The 21,153-nt window shown below is 50.1% G+C and carries 18 protein-coding genes; 10 read left to right on the top strand and 8 right to left on the bottom strand.

The features are described 5' to 3' along the window. Positions 1-6: 6 nt before the first annotated feature. The 6 genes from ACGHZ6_RS14150 to ACGHZ6_RS14125 all read left to right on the top strand — a co-directional run bounded on the left by ACGHZ6_RS14150 (position 7) and on the right by ACGHZ6_RS14125 (position 5,951). Complete coding sequence (locus tag ACGHZ6_RS14150) at positions 7-1,533, top strand: aldehyde dehydrogenase family protein (protein ID WP_390614622.1); 1,527 nt, start codon at positions 7-9, stop codon at positions 1,531-1,533. A 155-nt stretch (positions 1,534-1,688) separates the two neighbouring features. Further along, positions 1,689-2,804 (top strand): phosphoserine transaminase, encoded by a 1,116-nt coding sequence (locus ACGHZ6_RS14145; RefSeq protein ID WP_390614621.1) that lies wholly within the window; start codon positions 1,689-1,691, stop codon positions 2,802-2,804. 213 nt (positions 2,805-3,017) lie between these two features. Further along, positions 3,018-4,205 (top strand): phosphoglycerate dehydrogenase, encoded by a 1,188-nt coding sequence (locus ACGHZ6_RS14140; RefSeq protein WP_390614620.1) that lies wholly within the window; start codon positions 3,018-3,020, stop codon positions 4,203-4,205. A 19-nt stretch (positions 4,206-4,224) separates the two neighbouring features. Next, positions 4,225-4,542: an NGG1p interacting factor NIF3 gene (locus ACGHZ6_RS14135; protein WP_390614619.1), complete on the top strand. Its 318-nt coding sequence runs from the start codon at positions 4,225-4,227 to the stop codon at positions 4,540-4,542. A gap of 262 nt (positions 4,543-4,804) precedes the next feature. Further along, on the top strand, positions 4,805-5,296 hold the full coding sequence (locus ACGHZ6_RS14130) for a DUF695 domain-containing protein (RefSeq protein WP_390614618.1): 492 nt from the start codon (positions 4,805-4,807) through the stop codon (positions 5,294-5,296). 127 nt (positions 5,297-5,423) lie between these two features. Beyond that, the gene (locus ACGHZ6_RS14125) at positions 5,424-5,951 is read left to right on the top strand and encodes a hypothetical protein (protein ID WP_390614617.1); all 528 of its coding nucleotides are present in this window, start codon (positions 5,424-5,426) and stop codon (positions 5,949-5,951) included. Positions 5,952-6,761: 810 nt separating this feature from the next. Here ACGHZ6_RS14125 and ACGHZ6_RS14120 read toward each other — a convergent pair. From ACGHZ6_RS14120 to ACGHZ6_RS14100, 5 genes are all read right to left on the bottom strand, one after another. Next, the gene (locus tag ACGHZ6_RS14120) at positions 6,762-9,692 is read right to left on the bottom strand and encodes a response regulator (protein WP_390614616.1); all 2,931 of its coding nucleotides are present in this window, start codon (positions 9,690-9,692) and stop codon (positions 6,762-6,764) included. Next, positions 9,689-10,726 carry a cytochrome-c peroxidase gene (locus ACGHZ6_RS14115; protein WP_390614615.1) on the bottom strand — a complete coding sequence of 346 codons (1,038 nt, stop codon included), beginning with the start codon at positions 10,724-10,726 and terminating at the stop codon, positions 9,689-9,691. Before ACGHZ6_RS14115 ends, ACGHZ6_RS14120 begins: the two co-directional genes overlap by 4 nt. Positions 10,727-10,850: 124 nt before the next feature. Next, entirely contained in the window at positions 10,851-11,672 is an 822-nt protein-coding gene (locus ACGHZ6_RS14110; RefSeq protein WP_390614614.1) for an acyl-CoA thioesterase, read from the bottom strand. 169 nt (positions 11,673-11,841) lie between these two features. Next, positions 11,842-12,432: an NUDIX hydrolase gene (locus tag ACGHZ6_RS14105; RefSeq protein WP_390614613.1), complete on the bottom strand. Its 591-nt coding sequence runs from the start codon at positions 12,430-12,432 to the stop codon at positions 11,842-11,844. A 47-nt stretch (positions 12,433-12,479) separates the two neighbouring features. Continuing rightward, entirely contained in the window at positions 12,480-12,866 is a 387-nt protein-coding gene (locus tag ACGHZ6_RS14100) for a DUF3135 domain-containing protein (protein WP_390614612.1), read from the bottom strand. A 333-nt stretch (positions 12,867-13,199) separates the two neighbouring features. On the opposite strand from ACGHZ6_RS14100, the gene ACGHZ6_RS14095 reads away from it, so the two are divergent. Then, entirely contained in the window at positions 13,200-13,808 is a 609-nt protein-coding gene (locus tag ACGHZ6_RS14095) for an NUDIX hydrolase (protein ID WP_390614611.1), read from the top strand. Between the two features lie 57 nt (positions 13,809-13,865). After that, on the top strand, positions 13,866-14,066 hold the full coding sequence (locus ACGHZ6_RS14090) for a DUF1289 domain-containing protein (RefSeq protein ID WP_390614610.1): 201 nt from the start codon (positions 13,866-13,868) through the stop codon (positions 14,064-14,066). Positions 14,067-14,174: 108 nt separating this feature from the next. Here ACGHZ6_RS14090 and bioA read toward each other — a convergent pair whose 3' ends face one another. From bioA to ACGHZ6_RS14075, 3 genes are all read right to left on the bottom strand, one after another. Continuing rightward, the gene (gene bioA / locus ACGHZ6_RS14085; RefSeq protein WP_390614609.1) at positions 14,175-15,506 is read right to left on the bottom strand and encodes an adenosylmethionine--8-amino-7-oxononanoate transaminase; all 1,332 of its coding nucleotides are present in this window, start codon (positions 15,504-15,506) and stop codon (positions 14,175-14,177) included. A 69-nt stretch (positions 15,507-15,575) separates the two neighbouring features. Continuing rightward, positions 15,576-17,147, bottom strand: a complete 1,572-nt coding sequence (locus tag ACGHZ6_RS14080; protein WP_390614608.1) for a methyl-accepting chemotaxis protein — start codon at positions 17,145-17,147, stop codon at positions 15,576-15,578. Between the two features lie 143 nt (positions 17,148-17,290). Then, a complete protein-coding gene (locus tag ACGHZ6_RS14075; protein ID WP_390614607.1) occupies positions 17,291-18,055 on the bottom strand; it encodes a flagellar brake protein in 765 nt (254 codons plus the stop codon). 446 nt (positions 18,056-18,501) lie between these two features. Between ACGHZ6_RS14075 and ACGHZ6_RS14070 the strand changes: the two genes are divergently transcribed. Beyond that, complete coding sequence (locus ACGHZ6_RS14070) at positions 18,502-20,052, top strand: adenylate/guanylate cyclase domain-containing protein (RefSeq protein WP_390614606.1); 1,551 nt, start codon at positions 18,502-18,504, stop codon at positions 20,050-20,052. Continuing rightward, positions 20,052-21,098 carry a hypothetical protein gene (locus ACGHZ6_RS14065; protein WP_390614605.1) on the top strand — a complete coding sequence of 349 codons (1,047 nt, stop codon included), beginning with the start codon at positions 20,052-20,054 and terminating at the stop codon, positions 21,096-21,098. Before ACGHZ6_RS14070 ends, ACGHZ6_RS14065 begins: the two co-directional genes overlap by 1 nt. The last annotated feature ends 55 nt before the right edge of the window (positions 21,099-21,153 follow it).

Raw genomic sequence — 21,153 nt, 5'->3', positions numbered from 1 at the left:
GCTCATATGCTTAATCTTCAGTTTCTTCAGGACGATGGTACCTTTGCAGCAGCGGTTATAGATAGTGATACTCTGGTGTCTGATGGTAAACCTATGCTGTCGACATCACCTATTGATGGCCGCACCCAAGTACACAGCCAGGCAGCAACCCCGGAAGTGTGTGACAGGGTGATAGCGCGTTTACAGGCTGCATTTGAACAGTGGCGGTTGGTACCTGCGCCCAAGCGCGGTGAACTGGTTCGCTGTTTTGGTGATCGTGTCCGCGAACATAAAGAAGAATTGGCGGAATTAATAACCTTGGAAGCGGGTAAAACCCTGCAGGAATCTTTAGGTGAAGTGCAGGAGGTGATTGATATCTGCGACTTTGCTGTCGGTTTGTCGCGCCAGCTGCACGGTTTAACCATTGCCAGTGAGCGCCCCCAGCATCGGATGATGGAACAGTGGCACCCTTTGGGTCCGTGTTTAATTATTTCAGCGTTTAATTTCCCCATGGCGGTATGGGCCTGGAATGCCACCCTGGCCTTGGTATGTGGTAATACGCTGGCCTGGAAACCCTCGGAACAAACACCCCAGTGTGCATTGGCCATGCAGCATTTATTGGCGATAGCACAGCGTGATGTAGAGGATTGCCCGCAAGACCTCAGTGCTGTGATTTTGGGTGATCGTGAGGTGGGGGATTATTTAACCCGCCAGCGGGCGTTTCCCTTAGTGTCTGCCACAGGCTCAATCCCCATGGGGCGGGAGGTGGCTCAGGTGGTTGCCGCGCGTTTGGGGCGGAGTTTATTGGAGCTGGGTGGCAATAACGCCATGGTAGTTACACCGGCAGCGGATTTATCCCTGGCGTTGCGCGCCATTGTATTTTCAGCGGTGGGCACAACCGGTCAGCGCTGTACCAGTTTGCGGCGGCTGATCGTACATCACTCTGTTAAGCAGCAGCTGATTGACAGTTTAATCAAAGCCTATAAAAGCTTATCCATCGGTGATCCGCGCAGTGAGCATAATCTGCTTGGCCCCTTGGTCAATGAGCAAGCCTGGCAAGCCATGCAGGGGGCTGTAAAAGCCGCACAGCAGCAGGGCGGAAAATTACTCTACGGCGGTGAGCGTTTAAGTGATGGCGTGCCCTACGGCGGAGTGTATGTCTCTCCAGCCCTGGTCGATATGCCAGGACAAACCGCCATTGTTGAAGCCGAAACCTTCGCCCCGATTCTGTATATTCTCAGTTACGATACCCTGGAAGAGGCCATTGCCTTACATAACGGGGTCACTCAGGGATTGTCTTCTGCCATCTTTAGTCAGGATATCGGTGAGGTGGAAACCTTCCTCTCTGCGGCAGGCTCTGATTGTGGTATCGCCAATGCCAATATCGGCACGTCGGGGGCAGAGATTGGCGGCGCCTTTGGTGGCGAGAAGGATACCGGCGGCGGTAGAGAATCCGGTTCCGATGCCTGGAAAAACTATATGCGTCGTGCCACCAATACAATTAACTACGGTGGCGACCTCCCGCTGGCACAGGGCATACAATTTGATTTATAAATGATCAGTTTTGGCGGTTTCGCCACATAGCCCAACCTCTCTATTACTGGCATAATGACCCGCTTTACCGCATTCAGATGGCCTACATGTGAATGCTTAACGGAGCCGGGCGGTCTGCCGGTGTTTTCTGCGTTTTTGATATATTGAGGATATCCATGCAACCTCAGGTTAAACCTAATAACCCGAATTTCTCTTCCGGCCCCTGCAGCAAGCGTCCGGGCTACGATGTAAACAACCTGGATCTGTCCACCCTGGGCCGCTCCCACCGTGCCGCTATCGGTAAAACCGCACTGCTGCGCTGTTGCGAAGAAACCGCAGAGCTGCTGGGCCTGCCAGAAGGCTACCGCGTAGGTGTGGTACCGGCATCCGATACCGGTGCTGTAGAAATGGCCCTGTGGTCCATGCTGGGCCAGCGTCCAGTGGACGTGGTGCATTGGGAATCTTTCGGTTCCGGTTGGTACAGCGATATCACTAAACAATTAAAGCTGGACGATGCCCGTTCTATTACCGCCGATTACGGTGTACTGCCTAATCTGAGCGAAGTGAATTTTGCCAACGACGTGGTGTTTACCTGGAATGGCACCACCTCTGGCGTAAAAGTGCCTAACGGTGACTGGATTGCCGACGACCGTGAAGGCTTGACCATTTGTGATGCCACCTCGGCAGTATTTGCCATGGAAATGCCTTGGGAAAAGCTGGATGTGGTGACCTTCTCTTGGCAGAAAGTACTGGGCGGTGAGGGTGCCCACGGTATGCTGGTTTTAAGCCCGCGTGCTGTAGAGCGTTTGGAAACTTATACTCCAGCATGGCCGTTGCCAAAAATCTTCCGCATGACCAAAGGAGGCAAGCTGATTGAAGGTATCTTTAAAGGTGCCACCATCAATACGCCTTCCATGATGTGTGTGGCTGACTACCTGGATGCCCTAAACTGGGTACGCGAAATGGGTGGCGTAAGCGCGGCCATTCAAAAGTCCGAAGACAATCTGGCCGTGGTAAAAGCGTTTGTTGATGCCAACGACTGGATTGACTTCCTGGCCGAGGACGAAGCGACCCTGTCCAACACCAGTATTTGTCTAACCGTTAAAGCCGACGCCGATCAGGTTAAACAAATGACCAAGCTGCTGGAAGCCGAAGGTGTGGCCTACGATATTGGTGCCTACCGTGATGCGCCGGACGGCCTGCGTATTTGGGGTGGTGCTACAGTAGAGAAAGCCGACCTGGAAGCACTGATGCCTTGGTTGGCCTGGGCCTATGAGCAGGTAACCGCTTAATGGTGTGCTAACACTTCCGTCGCCAGCCCAACCTCTTGATGTTGAGAGGTAAGAAGGGGAGGGCTGGCGACGTAAAACTCACATCGCTAAGAAAACAATAATAACTAAGTACTATTCAGAAATTCGGTAATACCTTATTAATGCCATTCCCGCAAAAGCGGGAATCCAGAAATGGTGGGTATTTCTGAATGAGTACCAGATAAGGATAGTAAGATGTATAAAGTAAAAACCTTCAACCAAATTTCTGTTAAAGGCCTCGACCGTTTCCCCCGTGGCGACTACGAAGTCGGCAGCGATATTGGCAGCCCCGATGCTGTGCTGTTACGCAGCCACAAGCTTCACGATGAAACCCTGCCTGAATCCGTAAAATGTATCGCCCGCGCCGGTGCCGGTGTAAACAATATTCCCGTCGACGACTACACCAAAAAAGGTGTTGTGGTATTCAACACTCCGGGCGCTAATGCCAATGCAGTAAAAGAACTGGTTATGGCTGGCTTGCTGTTAGGTTCGCGCGATATCGTCGGTGGCCTGGATTATGTTCAGGAACTCACCCATATGACCGATGCCGGTGAAATGGGCAAACTGCTGGAAAAAGAAAAGAAACGCTTTGCCGGTAATGAACTCTACGGTCGTACTTTGGGCGTCGTTGGCTTGGGCGCAATTGGCTCCATGGTGGCCGAGATGGCACTGGCGATGGGTATGAATGTGGTCGGCTTTGACCCGGCGTTGTCGGTAGAAGCTGCGTGGCGCTTGCCAAGCCAGGTTGAGCGTATGGAAAACCTGCAATCCCTGTTGGGCCGTGCCGATTTCATTACCCTGCATGTGCCAGCGATTGAACCTACCCGTCATATGATCAACAGCGAATCCTTACAGGCGGTTAAGCCCGGTGCGATATTATTGAACTTTGCCCGTGATGCCATTGTTGATGCCGATGCGGTGGTGACTAGCCTCAATAGCTACCAGGAATGCGGCAAAGGTCTGAAGCAGTATATCTGCGATTTCCCCGAGCCTTGCCTGTTAAACCGTAAAGACGTTATCGCCATGCCGCATATTGGCGCCAGTACCGCTGAAGCAGAAGAAAACTGCGCAGTAATGGCCGCCGACCAGCTGATGGATTATTTACATAACGGTAATATCAAAAACTCCGTTAACTATCCCGTCATCAATATGGCCCGTGCCGAAGGTTACCGTATCACCTTCAGTAACGATAATGTCTCCGGTGTATTGGGTAATGTATTGTCTGTCTTCACCGAAAACGAAGTTAACGTTATCGATATGGTAAACAAAAGCCGCGGTGATATTGCCTACAATATTATCGACGTTGCCGGAAAGCCTACCGATGCGGTAATGCAGGCTATCGCCGAAGTAGAGCATGTGATAAACGTCCGCCTGTTGGACTAAACCCACAGAGGAAGCAGTGATGTACAAACTGTGTTTCTACGTTCCCGAAACCCATCTTGAAGCAGTAAAGACAGCCGTCTTTACTGCAGGTGCCGGCCGAATCGGCGACTACGACAGCTGCTGCTGGCAAACCTTGGGGCAGGGCCAGTTCCGTCCCCTGGATGGCAGTCAGCCTTTTATCGGCCAGCAGGGCAAAGTTGAAACCGTAGCCGAATACAAGGTGGAAATGGTGTGTGAAGACAACCTGATTGAAAAGGTTGTCTGTGAGTTGATTAAAGCCCACCCCTATGAAGAACCGGCCTATGATGTTTGGCGGTTGGAGTCGGTGGCGATCTAATTCTTTCGAGCTGCTTGTATTTTAATTGAGCCGCAAGAGCGTTTGTTCTTGCGGCTTTTTATTTTGGGGTTTTGTGGCACGTGAGTGACGTGCTGCAAAAAAAAACTTAGAAACCTTTGGCGACGTGATTAATTACGACAGTTAGTGGGCGCTAGCAGGTGAGCTGTTGAAAAGGTGGGTAAATTGATTTAGGTTGGGGGTGTTGTTTTGGAGTTATACGTCATGGTGACGTCATTAAGACACAGAATAAGCTATTAGCCGTATGAAAAAAGTAATCGCAACACTTATAGGGATATTGTTTTCCGTGACAACGAATGCTGAAGAAGAAAAAGGAATAATAGGCCGCGTTTACGAAAACGGGTCGCCCGTAATCTACAAATTCGTCAATGAGCTCCCGGAAGAAACGACCAGATCAAACTTGTCATGGTTAGCGGTCATATCTTGGAAATACGATGGCTCCTCAAATAATGGAATGCCCTTAAGCGACGAAAACCAAAGAATGATAACACTTGAGGATGTCATCGAAGATCAAATTGAAAATGATCAAGTACTTCGTCATGTATATAGCCGTACCGGCAATAATCTGAAAGAGTTAGTTTATTACATAAACGACCAAGAATTGTTCTTGGAGTCTTTTAACAAAGCTTTGAGCAACCATCCGCGCTACCCTGTAGAAATTAACTTCTATCAGGATGCGGAATGGGAAGATTTCACAAGGCTATTAAATGACTTCGCAAAAGCGGCTAACAAGTAGCTGCACCTGACAAAATACTCGCTGCGCTCCCATTTTTCCGATGAGCTAGGCGTTAAAAATGTTGGGGGCAGACTCCAAAGGTTCCCTCCAAGGCTCTTTTTGCAAGCTGTATAAAGGCGTTCAAGGAATGAATAAATTCTTAAGGCATTTTCAAAAAGGAGGAGTTAAATTAGGGCACAGAATAATGGGGCAGACCCCAAAGGTTATGAAAGCATTTTATTTTACTCTATTTGTGATGCTTTTATATCCCCAACTCTCATTCAGCGCTTCAGAGGACTTTGTGGGCGAGTATTGTTCTAATCCTTGCTACTACGGAAGTGTAAATTCTGTTTCAAGTAAGATCCCTTGCAAGTTGAAGCTAACCAATCAAGAAATTAGATGGGTTTCTGGAAGGATAGAATTTAAATATAGGTATCACTCAATACTTGAAACTAAAAGAGAAGTAGTAATTTCTGTAAAAGGTCCTTCTGGTTTATGGTACTCAGAGGGGCAGGATGGGTCAGAGCATAGGATAACCATTAGTAAGGATCATCAATTTAGCGAAAGTAAGCCAGAGCTATTTCATATTCAGCACTGTATAGTGAGTAATGATGGGTGCTCCTTACGTGGATCTATGTATATAAGGCTTCATGACGATAAGTGCCCAGCGCCTTAACAAAGTGCTCAATTTCGATCCGGTCTAAAATACGTGATCTACGTGCTCTAGCCTGGAATATTGGGGGCAGGCCCAAAGGCTTGGTTGAAGAATATGGGCAGCATTTTATGCGAAGGAAAATGTAAGTGAATTTATCAAGTCAACATAAGGAAATCTGGGGGTAATATGGTAAAGATAGAGAATGGCGATACCCGTTATTTTGTCGAGATTGATTTGACTAGCCTAAAGTTGGTTAGATGTGCCTTCGACCAAAAAGAGAATCTAAATAAAGGTAGGCAGGACGACCCGAAATTACATCGGCTGTTTTTAACCAAAGGGCAATACCACAAATTTGTTGACCGATGCGGTGATAATCTTGCTGATATTATCGAGTCATAGTCTGGTAGTTAGCTGTCCTTAGCCTTCTTTTTATTAGTTGGATCGGTCTTGTGGCGGAGTTTGTCGGCTGTTCTCCTGAGGGCTGCATCAGGCTTCAATGCATTGGTTCCTCTTTATAAGTTCTTATGGCTGAGGCTGAAAGCTCAGTATTTACTAGTAATCAGTGAGAGCCACAACAGAATTTCATTGTTAACACTTCGCACCCATTAATAGCCTTGCGGGTGGGTTATTTTCTACCCAAATGTATCTTTAGTTGTTCTTCGTACCGAGTGTTAGGCGCTCTCGGGCTACTATTATTGGCCCGAATTTCAGCAAGGTAAATGAAGGTTCTGAAACTCATCGCGATGCGTGCTCACAATGTACTGCACAAATCATGCGGCGTATGGATTCAACCTCTTAAAGTAGGGTAGAGATCCTTTCCACGTAGTATGGCTAAGATATTTGATCTGACATTGATACCTCTTTCGTCGCACTGTTAAGTGCGACCAGGAATTCATCAAGCTTCGCAATTAATGTTTCTACTGAGGTTTCCAGTGCGGAGGTATCTTCAGATTTGGCGGCCTGTTCAAGCATCTGCGCGCTGTTTCTTAACGCTTGGCCTTCAAGGTTGGCCGCTGCGCCTTTGATATCATGTGCGCGGCTTTGTAGATCTACGAAATCCCGTTTATGCCAGCTTTCGCGCAGCTGTTGAGCGTGATCCTTGTTGGTTTCTATAAACAGTTGCGCAAGACGTAACAGGCGGTCTTGTTTACCTTTGAGGCGCAATAGCAGGGCCTCTTGATCCCAGATCGGTGTTGATGATTCATGGGGTATGTCGGCTGATTCAGTTGGGGCGTCAGTTAGAGTGTTGTTATCTGTTTTTGATGGCAAACAGCGCTTGATGGCGCTAAGCAAGCCTTCGGGGTCTATGGGTTTGGAGACAAAGTCATTCATACCGGCATCAAGGCATTCATCTCTATCGCCACTGAGCACATTGGCTGTCAGGGCGATGATCGGGATGTGCTTGTATTCTTCGCCAGCCTCTCCTTGGCGAATCCGACGGGTTGCTTCAAAGCCATTCATAATCGGCATTTGGCAATCCATTAAAATAAGTGTGTACGGCTCCTGTGCCGCACGTAAGCGGCCCAGTGCTTCTTTGCCGTTAAGGGCTTCTTCGGTACTAAACTGTTCGTCTTCCAAAATGCCGGTGACCACTGCCAGGTTAACGGCGTTATCATCAACTATCAGGATGCGTCCGCTAAAGCCCTCTGCTGAATCACTCTCCGCCGGACCCAGGGATTTAAGGTAGTGATGAGTTAGTAGAGGCTCGGCCTGCTGCAGCGCTTCACCGCCATCGGCAATCACATTGAGGGCATTGAACAGGTCTGCAGTGGTTGCGGGTTTGGGGAAGTAGGCGCTAAATCCCAGGTTGGCAAATTCCAGCCCATCGCCGCGGGAGGCGATGGAGGTCATCATAACCAGTTTGATGTCTTTAAGTTGTGGGTGCTTCTGCATGAAATCGCCTAATTGTGCCCCATCCATATCCGGCATCTGCATGTCGAGAAAGGCGATATCGAAGGGGATTGCCCCTTCAGCGTATAGGCGTTGTTTACACAGTTCCAGAGCATCGGCGCCACTGGCGACACAGGTTACCTGGGCGCCCCAGTGATGTAGTTGTGCTTCAAGTATTTGACGGTTAATGGCGTTGTCATCGACGACGAGTAAACGCAGCTTGTCGATGGCGGCGGAAGGCATGACCAGGCGCGCCTTGGAGGATTTTTCAATCACAATATGGAAACTGAACGTAGAGCCTTGACCGAGTTCGCTGCTGACTTCTATATCGCCGCCCATCAACTGGCACAGGTTTTGTGCTATCGATAAGCCGAGGCCGGTGCCGCCGTATTTACGGGTGGTTGATGCATCTACCTGGCTGAATTTTTCGAACAAGCTGCCAACCTTTTCTGGCGGTATGCCGATACCGGTATCGCTGATGCGGCCGTACAGTGTCCAGCTATCGGCGTCTCGTTCTTCCAGGCGTGCCTGTACCAGCACTTCACCTTTATCAGTAAATTTGATTGCGTTACCTGCCAGATTGGAGAATATTTGCCGAATGCGGGTGGGATCGGTTTTCACCATGGAGTGACTGATGCCAACAATATCCAGCACCAGTTCGATGTTTTTATCTTGCGCCTGCAAGGCGATGGCTTCAGAAAAATCCCCCAGCATCGTGCGTAAGTCAAAATGCTGTTTTTCGAGTTCGAGCTTGCCGGCTTCGATTTTTGAGTAATCGAGAATGTCGTTGATCAGCGCTAATAATGATTGGGCGCTGGAGCTGGCTACAGACAGGCGGTGGTGTTGCTCTGGTGTCAGGTCCATTTTTAACACCAGTCCGATCATGCCTAAAATACCGTTCATGGGTGTGCGGATCTCATGGCTCATATTGGCCAGGAAGTCGCCTTTTGCTTTTGTTGCTGATTCTGCAAGTTCTTTTTTCTGTTGCAGTTCCACCATTTGCTGTCGTATGACTGCGGTGCTTTTTTCGATACGATCCTGTAGGTCGTTATTGAGCTCGTCGAGTTCATTGTGATTTTGCTTTAGTTCTGTCCAGGCGCGTACCAATTCAAAGCCCAGGATAATTACGCTTAATAGCATGAGGGTTGCTACAGCAACCAAACCGTATTGTATGTATTGCAGGGCTTTTTTGGACCTGTCCTCTATTTGAAAATAGGCGGGGGATGAAAGGGTTTGCTGATATTCAGCACTGATAGTTTGTAGTTGCAAGTTGCTTTCTATTAAGCGATCTACCTTGCGTTTTAATAGTTGGATATGATCTTCTGTCAGGTTATGGGGGCTATTTAGAAATGCTGACAAGCTCTGTTGCAGGGTTTGGGAAGACTTTTCGTTGGCAAGGTTTAGGAAGGCCGCAGAGTCACGGAAAAGATCCAGTAACAGGCTTTGTTCTCCCTGCCAGCTTTTGCCTATCTCATTAAGATCATTGCTGATGTAGAGACTGCTATTGAGACGAATAGCGAGAAGGCTTTTAAAATCTTCCAATAGCATACGCAGATGCTCGGGATGATTGTCCAGTGCTTGCTGTAGTTCAGGATCTTGCAGCAAGCGCTGACTCATAGCCATGAGTTTCTGTAGCTCTTGTAACAGTCCGTCGGAGAATTGGTTAAGATAGTCGTAATTACGATAGTGATTAAACTGGTAGTTGAGCAGAAGGTTGTCGAGCAGGACCTTCTTGTTTTGCAACAGGTGAGATTGATTTCTTAATTTTTCGTAAGCAGTCAGCTGTTGAAATTTGTGCGCACCGTAGCTAAAGCACAGCAATGCCACAACAGAAATAGCCAGCAGTCGAAATAAACGATTACTTGGTTTCACGGTGATTTCGCCAGAGTCAGTGGAGGAGCGCTTAGGGATGCAAGAAATGCGAGTAGCAATTCCTGATCTTCTGTCGTCAATTCAATACCTAGTTGATAGCGGCCCATAACGATAATGGCTTCGCGCAAGGTTGTGGCGCTGCCATCATGAAAGTAGGGGGCCGTTTCAGCCACGTTCCGCAGAGAGGGGACTTTGAATTTATAGCGGTCAAGCTCGCGGCCGGTATGATTGTATAAACCAAGATCGATATCTCGCAGTTCGCGCTTGTCGGTAAAGTAATCGCGCATAACGCCCAGGTACTGATACATATTGCCACCGATGTTGATTCCCTGGTGGCAACTGACACAACCGAGTTCACGAAAGCGTTGGTAGCCTCGGTGAGCCTGATCTGAGAGTGCCGTGTTGTCACCATTCAGGAAACGATCAAAGGGGCTATCAGGAGTTAATAGAGTGCGTTCAAAACTGGCAATGGCTGCAGTTACATTGTTAACAGTTATACCGTCGTCAAACAGTGCGTTAAATTGGCGTTGATAGTCAGGGTTTTGGCGCAGGCGTTCTATAACATCGGGCCAGCGGCTGGCCATTTCAATGGGATTTTCTACCGGGAATCGCGCTTGCTCTTGCAGGGTGTCCGCACGGCCATCCCAAAATTGACGAAAGTTAAGGGCGGCGTTGAGTACAGTTGGCGCATTCACTTCACCGATTTGACCGTGGATGCCCACAGAGGTGGCTCTGTTGTCATCGCCGCCCTGATCTATGCGGTGACAGCTTGCACAACTAATGCTCTGGTTGCTGCTTAATGTTGTGTCGTTAAAAAGTTGTTCACCCAGTGTGGCCAGGGCTAGGGGTTCGTTATGCTTGTCGGGGATTGGGGTAAGTGCGGAAGTGCTAAAGTATTGAGTTTGACTGCTGGCGAATATATTGAGATCGGTGTTCGATTCACTATCGGTTTGATAGTACTCGCAGCCACTTAATAACGCCGACAAAGCGAGTACGCAAATCCACTGCTGAAATCCCTTGATTGTTTCTTCCATGTGACTGCCTTATATGGCTGACGAGATTTAATGTCAGTATATAAGTTCTAGCAGTGAGCTCAGCTGCTCGCAAGCCTAAAGCCGGGGGGCGTGGTCTTAATGGCACATAAGACCACTTAACGAATTAGTCTTTGTAGTAAACCAATTGCGAAGTTGTTGCCAGCAAGGTTTTATCCTCGCCCCAAATCTCGCCACGCTGATCGAAATAATTGCCGGAAAACTTGGTCGCCCGTGCATGACCCAATACGCGGGTGGATTCCTGCTGGGCTAATTCCTCACTATTTACATGGAAATAGACGGTAAAGGTTACGGTACCTGCTGGAGATAATTTACGGGTGCGTAGAAACAGGCGCGGGAAGAAGGCATCGCAAATGGCGGTGATGGATTGGAAGTCCAGTTTGCGTGCAGGTTTGTCTGCCATCCACAGCAGGCTTTCAGACGGTACTTCTGGTTGGTCCATGGTCAACATATTGCCGTAGACAAATCGCATGTCGTATTGGTTGACCCAGGCTGGTGGTAATTGATCGCTGTTAAGTTCTGCCAGGGTGTCAGCGGCGGGGGCATCTGGGAAGGTGATCTCTTCGCTCTCGAAGGTGTCCATACGTTTGGCCAGAACGATCAGTGCGGTACATTGAATCTCATCACCCTGAATTAACTCGACAGACCAATGCTGGTTGCTGCGATTATTGCGGGTTAGCTTGGGCGCTAACGTCACCGCTTCATTCTTGATCGGGCCGAGAAAATTTACCGTAATCGATACTGGCGAGCCTTCAGCCTCAGGATGAATCAGAATCGCGTTAAGCACTTTGGCAGCAGTGATGCCGCCAAAAGGGCCAACCATATTTTGGTAGTCGGCGCTGGGGTGGCCGGTAAAGGTGTCCCCGTCAGGGGTTAAGGCGATAGCTTGATCAAAGACGTGACTGCTGGAGGCTGAGTTATTGGTCATGGGGTACATCCTAAAATATCCAGAGCTGAAAGATCTGACATTTGGCCGCCAGATGCAAGTTTCTGGCGACCGATAACACTTGACCGATAATTCAGTCGGTTAATTTGGCATTTGAGGAGGCGCTAACTCAGCTGCTGACCTTGTAGTTTGCGCCTTAATGTCGGTTAGCTTATGTCTTGGGTGTGTTCTTGTAGGTTGGCACACCCAGCTGGGCGTTTTTATCGACGCCCGGTTTGTAAAGTGCTTCGCTACGGAATTTGAAGTCGCCGGTGGGGAAGTCACTGTAGTAGTGGCGCAGGGTTTTTTTCATAACCGGGAAGGCGATTTCATCCCAGGGGATATCGTTTTCTTTAAACAGGTCCACTTCCAGGGATTCCGGGCCAGGGCCAAAATCCATATCGGTGAGGGTGCCGCGAAACAGCAGATACACCTGATTGATTTGCGGCAGGCTAAACATGGTGTACAGGCTGTCGATGGTCATGCGGGCGCGGGCTTCTTCCCAGGTTTCTCTTAATGCACCTTCTTCGGTTGACTCACCGTTTTCCATAAAACCGGCCGGTAGGGTCCACAGGCCATAGCGGGGTTCAATAGCGCGTTTGCACAGTAGCACCTTGTCTTCGAAAACGGGCAGGGTACCGGCAATAATGCGGGGGTTTTGGTAGTGAATAGTATCGCAGTTACCGCAGACGTGACGCTCGCGGTCGTCACCGTGGGGGATCTTCAGGGATATACTGCTTCCGCAACTGCTACAGAACTTCATGGTGGGCCTTCCTTATTCAGAGCCCACTATTATCGCGTATTGAGTCGTTATCGGCTAGGGAAGTCAATAATCTCGGCAGTTTCTAATACCGCAGAGCTTGGCGCTTCTGAGGTGCGGGCAATCAGTGGGGCACGTTGCTGGCTAAACTGGGACAGCAGCTCACGTAGCTGGGCAAAGGATTCATGCATCATATTGGATATTTTGATGCAGGCACCCATGGGGGTTTTATGGATCTGGCGCTGGGCATCAATCTGAAACTGCAGGCCACGCAGGCGTTGTTGAATCTCTTCCGGGGCGGAGGCAATCAGGGCATCGACTTCTTGTTGGCGCAGGCGCTCAAAGCCCTCAGGATTGGTCAGCGCCATAGTCATAAGGGTATCAAAGCTTGGCAGGCTTGAATCGAAGCTGCTGCTTGGGTCGAATAATGTTGTCATGTACGCGCCCCCCAGGCTTTGACTTTACTTGGCCAGGTGATCCCCCAATCGTTCTGGCCGGTAAATTGGTGTGATAGACCACAGTATGTATGAAAATTAGTCTACCAAATGTGCTATCGATCTGTGTATAGGGCTATTTAGAACCAATTTGCATATGTAGCTGGGATGCGGCTTGGCGTCTAAATCATTGTTGTGGCAGCAATATGTCAGAGGGGTGAAGACTGCATGACAGAATTAACGCTTGTGGTCATGGACCTGAGGCGGGCTTTAGGATAGGTTGTTATATTAAGATAAATAGTAGAATAAAAATTCAATTATGAGCTCAAGAAGTAGATGTTAAGTCAGATTCGCCAGCGGCTGGAAGCCGAAAATATAGCGCCGGTAGATTCCGGAACCGGTGGAGCTAAAGCTGCAGTGCTGCTGGCACTTACCGATAATGAAACCAATCCCCATGTCATTCTGACCAGGCGGGCAGAGCATCTATCCTCCCACAGCGGTGAAGTCTCGCTGCCGGGTGGTAAATACGATCTTGAAGACGAAACTCTGGTGAATACAGCTTTGCGGGAAAGCTGGGAAGAAGTTGGCCTGGATCCCAAGCTGGTGGAGATTATCAGCCCTTTCAAAATGGGCCGAACCTACCAGGGCATGAATGTGGCTCCGTATGTGGGCATAGTCCCTGAGAAGGTTGAGCTCACCCCGAATTACGATGAATTGGATGCTATCTTCCATTTACCTCTGAAGTTTTTGCTGGAAGACGAGCGTTTGCGAACTGATGTTTTTCACCGTGATGGCCGTACTTATTGGTCCCCGGCGTATGAATACCTGGGGTTTGAAATCTGGGGGTTTACCGCGCGCTTATTGGTGGAATTTATCAACAGTGTAGGGGGCGGTAATATCTGTTTAGAGCATCCGGCTCCCGTTAAGGAGTGGGGCAGGGTATAATGCCGCCCCGGTTGCCTGTGGCGGCCACTTCCATCAGTTCTAAATTCAGAGGTCCCCGTGTCCGATCAAACCCGTGAAAAGCCGATTAAATCCCCTTGTGTGTCTGTATGTGCTCTGGACGAGGATGATATCTGTGTGGGTTGTTTCCGTACCGGTAACGAGATTTCGCACTGGGGCAGTTACAGCAATGATCAACGCCGTGAGGTGTTGGCTTTGTCTGCGGAACGGGCTAAGGCAAAGAACCCGTTCGCGGTTTGATGTAGTTCGCCATTCCCGCGAAAGCGGGAATCCATTGTTGTAGCGTCCACGTAATTCCTGGATTCCCGCTTTCGCGGGAATGGCGCAGAGGAGGGATTACCGAGGCTCTTAGCCTGCAAACAACTCTGGTTGACTAACGACTTTCACCATCGCTTTGGTAAGCGTCTCAAGCTCTTCATCATTGATCACCATAAACGTTGGCATTACATATATCAGTTTGCCAAACGGTCGTAACCAAATTCCCTCGTCTACCAGTGCCGCTTGAATCTTTGCCATATCCACTGGCTGTTTGGCCTCAACAACGCCAATGGCACCTAGCACACGCACATCGTCGATATGATCCAGCGTGGCCAGAGGCGCTAGGGCCTCTTTTAAATGGGCTTCAATATGTTTGACCTTGGCTTGCCAATCCTGCGATAGCAGTAGTCGCGTAGATGCCAGGGCAGTCGCACAGGCCAGCGGATTGCCCATAAAGGTAGGGCCGTGCATAAACACACCGGCTTCGCCGCGGCAGATACCGTCGCTGACTTTATCGGTGCACAGGGTGGCGGCCAAGGTAATATTGCCGCCGGTGAGGGCTTTACCGATTGCCATAATATCCGGCTGGATACCCGCGTGTTGGCAGGCAAACAGCTCGCCGGTACGACCAAAGCCGGTGGCAATTTCATCGAGAATTAACAGCACATCGTATTCATCACAGAGTTCTCGCAGGCGTTTTAAATAATGCGGCGAATAAAAACGCATACCGCCAGCGCCCTGAACCACGGGTTCAATAATGACCGCAGCAATTTCGTCCTGATGCTGTTGCAGTTTGTTGGCGAGATCGCTGATATAACGTTCATCCCATTCGGCGTCAAACGCGCAGGCGGGGGCTTCAGCAAAAATATGTTCGGGCATGACTTTGCTGAACAGGTGATGCATACCATTGACCGGATCACAGGTTGCCATGGCGCCAAAGGTATCGCCGTGATAACCGTTGCGCACGGTAAGCAAGCGGTGTTTGTCGTCTTTGCCCTGGCTGTTCCAGTATTGCAGTGCCATTTTGATGGCAACTTCCACGGCAACAGATCCGGAGTCTGAGTAAAATACTTTGGTGAGTTGCTCGGGGGTAATATCGATCAGTAGTTTACTCAGTTCCACAGCCGGTGGATGGGTGATGCCACCGAACATCACGTGAGACATTTTGCCAATCTGAGCCTGCATGGCGGCATTCAGCACCGGGTGATTGTAGCCGTGCATGGCACACCACCAGGAGGACATGCCGTCGATTATTTTACGGCCATCAGCCAACTGAAAATAAACACCTTCTGCACTAACTACCGGATAGGCATCCGGAGCGGAAAGAGTTGAGGAGTAGGGGTGCCAGATAGCTTGTTTATCAATATCGACCAGGGTTTGGTAGTCGAGATCGGCGGGTAAAAACGGGGTGATATCGGTCATTCAAAATGCCTGCAGCGTTGAATCACAAAGCAGGCATTTTACGGCTTCCTTGATGGCTTTGATACCGCTCTATTGAAAGCGTTCAACCAGCAGGAACTGCTTGCTGGCCAAATCGGACATCTCCTCGTTGAGTTCTGCCGCAGTCAACGCTTCGTGTTTGGTTTGCTCGGAAATCTCGGAAATGTTGCGGGTGTTGCTTTCGATTTCGTTAGCAGTGGCAGATTGTTCTTCAGCGGCAGAGGCAATGTGGTGGGACATTTGCTCAATGGTATTGACCGCATCGGAAATGGTGGCCAGGGCACCACTGACGTTACTCATTTCATCCACGCTACGCTCAGTAAGTTCTTGGCATTCATTCATATTAGAGGATGCCTGGTCGGTGGCCTTGGAGAGGTTTTCAATAATATCCTGAATGTGTTGGGTGGATTCCTGAGTACGTTGCGCCAGGGTTCTTACTTCATCGGCTACCACGGCAAATCCACGGCCCTGTTCACCGGCACGTGCGGCTTCGATAGCAGCGTTGAGTGCCAGCAGGTTGGTTTGCTCTGCAATACCGCGAATCACATCAATCACACTGGCAATACGGCCACTGTCTTCGGTCAGTTTGTCGACCACTTGGCCCAGTTGACCAACGATACCGGATAAATTGCCCAGTGCGTCGCTGGCGCCAGTTAATACCTGGGTACCCTGGGAGACTTCTTTTTGTGCTTCCAGTGTCGCATTGGAAGCTTCGCTGGCACCAGAGGCCACTTCCTGAACGGCTTGAGCCATCTGCTGCATGGCGGAAGCCAGTTGTGCGGTTTCCTGCTGTTGGGTATCCATACCTAAATGACTGCGACTGGCTTGTTCCTGGGCGTTGATAGAGCGTTCCCGTAACTCTTTGGCGGATTCACTAAAACGGCCCAGTGCGGTGCGTAGGCGGGCTTTTTGAGCGAGCTGGGCAAATTCAATTTTGCCAATAGCATCGGCGCGACCGGTATAGATATAGGCTGCGAGAGGATCGTCAATTTCGCTAAGAGCAATATTCAGCGCTTCCTGCACACCGAGTTGAGAGACTTTGAAATTAATCAGGCCAATGGCGAGACCCGCCAGTAGGGCCGTGGTGTATTGACCTGCGCCACCCTCACCAAAAACGGCTACCAATACCATCAGTACCAGGGTACTGATTAAGGCCATCAGACCCACTTGAATGCCTAGTGAGCGATATTGTTCGGTAACAGGAATGGCTGGCTGACCATTGTTGATTCGCTGGTACACCTTTTCGGCGCGCTGAATGATTTGTGGCGAGGCTTTTACACGTACTGACTCATAGCCAGTAATGGTATTGCCTTCTCGCAGGGGAGTGACATAGGCATCTACCCAATAGTGATCCCCGTTCTTGCAGCGGTTTTTAACTATCCCCATCCAGGGTTTGCCGGATTTAACGGCATCCCATAGCATTTTAAAGGCCGGGGCAGGCATATGGGGGTGACGCAGGATGTTGTGAGGCTGATTGATCAGTTCTTCACGCTCAAATCCTGCAATGCGGCAAAAGGTATCGTTACAGAAGGTAATTCGACCACCGGTATCGGTGGCAGAGACGATTTCGTCTTTATCGGTTAAATGAACCTCTCGACCAGTCACTGGGCCATTATTACGCATGTTGTTTCCCTATTTTGGCTGGGGATATTGTTGTAAGCATAGCGTCTGAGCGCTAGTCCGCCATTGGGCCGCCCCACTTGGCATACCCACTTGTTGGTATGGGTATCGGCCATGTAGGGGGTTAGTTTAGGCTGGTATCAGGACTAGGCAGCCTGAGTGTTGTCGGGCTCGGTGAGCGAATTGATAAACTGCTGTAACTGCAAGCGTTGTGCAGGGGCCATATCGGAAAACTCTATGCTGATTTCCGTATGGCGGTAGGGGCGACGAATAAAGCGGAAGCTGCGGGCTTTGGCCTGACAGCGAATCTTGAATTCGGGGCCAAATTCAAACTCGCACAGCGGTAGCAGGGCACCGTGATGCAATTGCTCCATGACATTGCCGCCAACGGTAATACGCATACCGCCTGCCGAGAGGTTGCGGGCAGTGGCGTACCAGGGCGTGCGCCAGGGAGATTGTACGCGAACAGTTAACGGTTGTTGCTGACTGAGATTAATACGCGGGTAAACCCGGCGTTGGCGGTAACCTACGGCCTCAGGCAGTACCAAGGTGTATATAGGCGCATCCATGCCGAGATGGACGGAGCGCAAAGGGGTGGTAAACGTCAGTAGCTGACCGCGGTTATGATGACGTACGGTAAAGTGCTCGCCGGGTTTGCACTCGTGTGATGGGTTTGGAAAAAACTCATCGAGCTGCATGCTGCCATCCATTAAATCGATGGCCAGAATCATGCTCTGGTAAACCTCGCCGGTGCTCTCACTGACTACTTCAATAAATTGCTTTTGTTCTTGCAACGCAAACAGAGGCGCGTAGCGGTTAATTCGATCGGCCAGATCATTAACCGGTTCGTCAATGGTGGCTGGTGGTGTCTTGCGGCTGAGTTTTTGCAGAACGGCTTGCAAAATGGCCATATTCCCTGGACCTCGCTGGGCTGTATTCTTGGTAGTGCTTGTTTGTGCTGGGTAGTGCAAGCCATATGCCAAGAATTTATTTTCTCTGTCAGTGCCCGCGAATACAGGGGATGACACTTATTTCATCTTTTCTTGAGGTGGGGATTGAGGCAATGGGCTGCCGCCGGGCGGCAAACTCCTGTAAAGGCGGGCGGCAACTTGTCCCGCCGGTCAGGATTCGAGTTGATAAAAAGTTGATCAAGCCCTAACATGCCCGCCTGTTTTTTGATCAAGTTTGTGATTAGGTCACAGTTTCCGTTATTGCGATTGTATGTTTTCAGCGCAATACGCTATAAGAAGTTCTGCTTGCGCTTATTTTCTTATGATAACAACACCTTAGCGCGGCTTTTGCATCTATCTACATACCCATTGATTACACGCACTATTCGAACCGTTTTAAAGACGCTATGACAGCACCTGTTCCATCCAATGGCCGCAGCACTTCTGCCAGCCCCAAGCAATCGCTCCTGCAGCAGCTGGCGAGTTGGCTGGGTGGGTTGCCCATTGCCTATAAGTTGGCGATGGCGGTGTGCATGGTGTTGTTGCTAGGGGTTGGATTCTTGATGCTGGTGGTTCTGCGCTATCAGGATCAGCTGCTCAATGAGCAGATAGATACCTACGGCGGCATTATTGCCTCTCAGTTTGCTTCCAGTGCCACAGAGCCCCTGTTCACCGATGACATTATGTCGATGCAGGTGTTGGCCGTGAACCTGGTCCACGATGAGCGGGTGCGAGGGGCAGCCATTCTTAACGAGCAGGGACAAACTGTTGCCCATGCCGGACTTGTCCCGGCGCTGGGGCCTACCTGGTTTACTGATAAAACGTATGCCGCTTCACAGGTTGTCTCAGCCAGCGAGGGGATTACCTATACCAGCCCAGTGAACTTTCAGGGGGTGACAGCGGGCTGGGTTTTGGTCGACTTTACACCGGTCGAGGTGAGCCGTAATTTTGAGCGTATGGTAAAGGCCATGGTTACGGTCACTATTGTGATGCTGGTGTTGGTGATGGCCTTTGCCTATTGGATGAGTCGGCGTATGGCGCGTCCCATTGAAATGTTGGTCAATGCCACTGAAGAGATTGGGGCAGGCAATTTCCATGTGAATCTTCCCAGACGCAGTCGCGATGAAATCGGTCATATGTTCGAGGCCATTAATCGCATGGGGGCGGAGCTCGATGAGAAGCATCGCCTGCAGGGGGTGTTATCCCGGGTGGTAGCTACGGATGTCGCAGAAACCCTGATGGACCCGGAAACCGTGGGTGAGCTGTCCAGTACTCGGGTTGAAGCCTCAGTTTTGTTCGTTGATATTGTTGGTTTTACATCCCTGGCGGAAAGAGAGCCAACAGAGAAGGTCGTCAATCTACTCAACGAGTACTTCACCTATTTCACCCTGTGCAGTCAGTTGTTCTTTGGCACGGTCGATAAGTTTATTGGCGATTGCGCTATGGTGATATTTGGCGCGCCCAAGTGTAATGAAGATCATCGATTTAATGCGGTAGCCTGTGCGGTGGTGATACAGCGCCTGTTAGCTTTTTTAAATGAACAGCGCAGAGCCCTGGGCGAGCAGGAGATTCAGGTAAGAATTGGGATTAACAGTGGTGAGATGATGGCGGGTACCATAGGCACGGCACAGCGCATGGAATATACCGTTGTGGGTGATGCGGTAAACCTGGCATCGCGTTTAACTGACTTGGCCGGGGCTGGAGACATTCTGGTTGGCCAGTCGACCCTAAAATATCCCGGTATGAATAGACGTGTGGAGAGTAAGTTCCACTCAACGCTGGCGGTTAAAGGCAAGCATGAGCCTGTTGAGGCATATACCGTTAATGGGATTAGTAAAGATTACGTGCATGTGATGGATAACCTGATTGAAGATATCGTTAACAGTTACCCGCAGGTAGAGGCGCGGGCTGTTGGAACTGCGTTTGACAAGCAACAGCAAGCAGAGGTCTCCGACTGATGAAGCGCCTACTTGTGATATCGCTTCTGGCATTGTTGTCAGCTTGTAGTCAACTGCCGACCAATATCGATCGAGCTGCCTTAGTGGACCAGTGGGTTGCCCAGGAGCAGTTTCGTCGTGCCCATGAAATGCTGCGATCGCTGTCGAGTGATGATCCTCAATACCAGGCATTGGAACGCCAGCAACGGGCCTTGCCCAGTTTAATTAAGCAGTTTGAGCAGAAGGTTCTGCGTGAGGTGAAAGGCCTGGCAGCACAAAATCGTTGGGTGGAGGCTATAGCGCGCCTGGATGAGGCTCGTCTGCAGCTGCCCCCAGACACCGTATTAGATCATGCCCGTAAAACCCTGTTGGCGGAACGTAAAGCGTATATGGCCGCCCTGAATCTGGAGTTGGATTTACTCACCGCCAGACAGTTACCGGCCCGCAATGCGATTCTGGAAAAAATGCTTGCCGCCGACCCGGACAGTTTCTGGACCCGTTGGAAGCTATATCAGCAGCGTCGTTTAGGTTATGAGCTGGCTGATGTGCTGTTGGATTGCGTGGATGAGGCGATTGCTGAGCAGAATCTGGAGGCTGCCAACAGCTGTCTTGCACCGGTCGCGACAGTTGCCAAAGAGGCGCAACAGCAACGGTTAAGCCTCAGTCAGCAGCGCCTGGCGCGTGAGTTGCAGCGACAACCAAACCAACTGGCGCAACAGAAAGCCAAAGCTGATCGTCTGCAGTTGCAGCGCCTTAAGCAGGAATACCGGGATATGATTGCTGCGGGTTGGTGGCTAGCGGCCAGAGAGAAGATGAATCAGCTGCAGGTTCATTCCCCTAAGGATTTAGAAGTCATAAAGTGGCTTGGGGAATTACAGCAGATTATCACCACCCAGGTAGAGCTTGGGATTCAGCAGGGGCAGGCCTTATACAGTCAGGGCTTCCTGCAACAGGCCTTGGAGGTTTGGCGCAATACCGCTGAACTCAGCCCGGATAACACGGTATTACAGGCCCATATCCAGCGGGCAGAGCGCTTTATCGAAAAGTTGCAGCGGTTGGATTCATAAAACCCACCCATAAACCTCTTCGGTCTTACCTATCTAGGTGTGTATTGCCGATTTC

It is taken from the genome of Maricurvus nonylphenolicus, from assembly GCF_042854845.1.
Classification (GTDB): domain Bacteria; phylum Pseudomonadota; class Gammaproteobacteria; order Pseudomonadales; family Cellvibrionaceae; genus Maricurvus; species Maricurvus nonylphenolicus.
The sequence above is the reverse complement of the archived record's forward strand: the minus strand, read 5'-3'. Positions and strand labels throughout refer to the sequence as shown.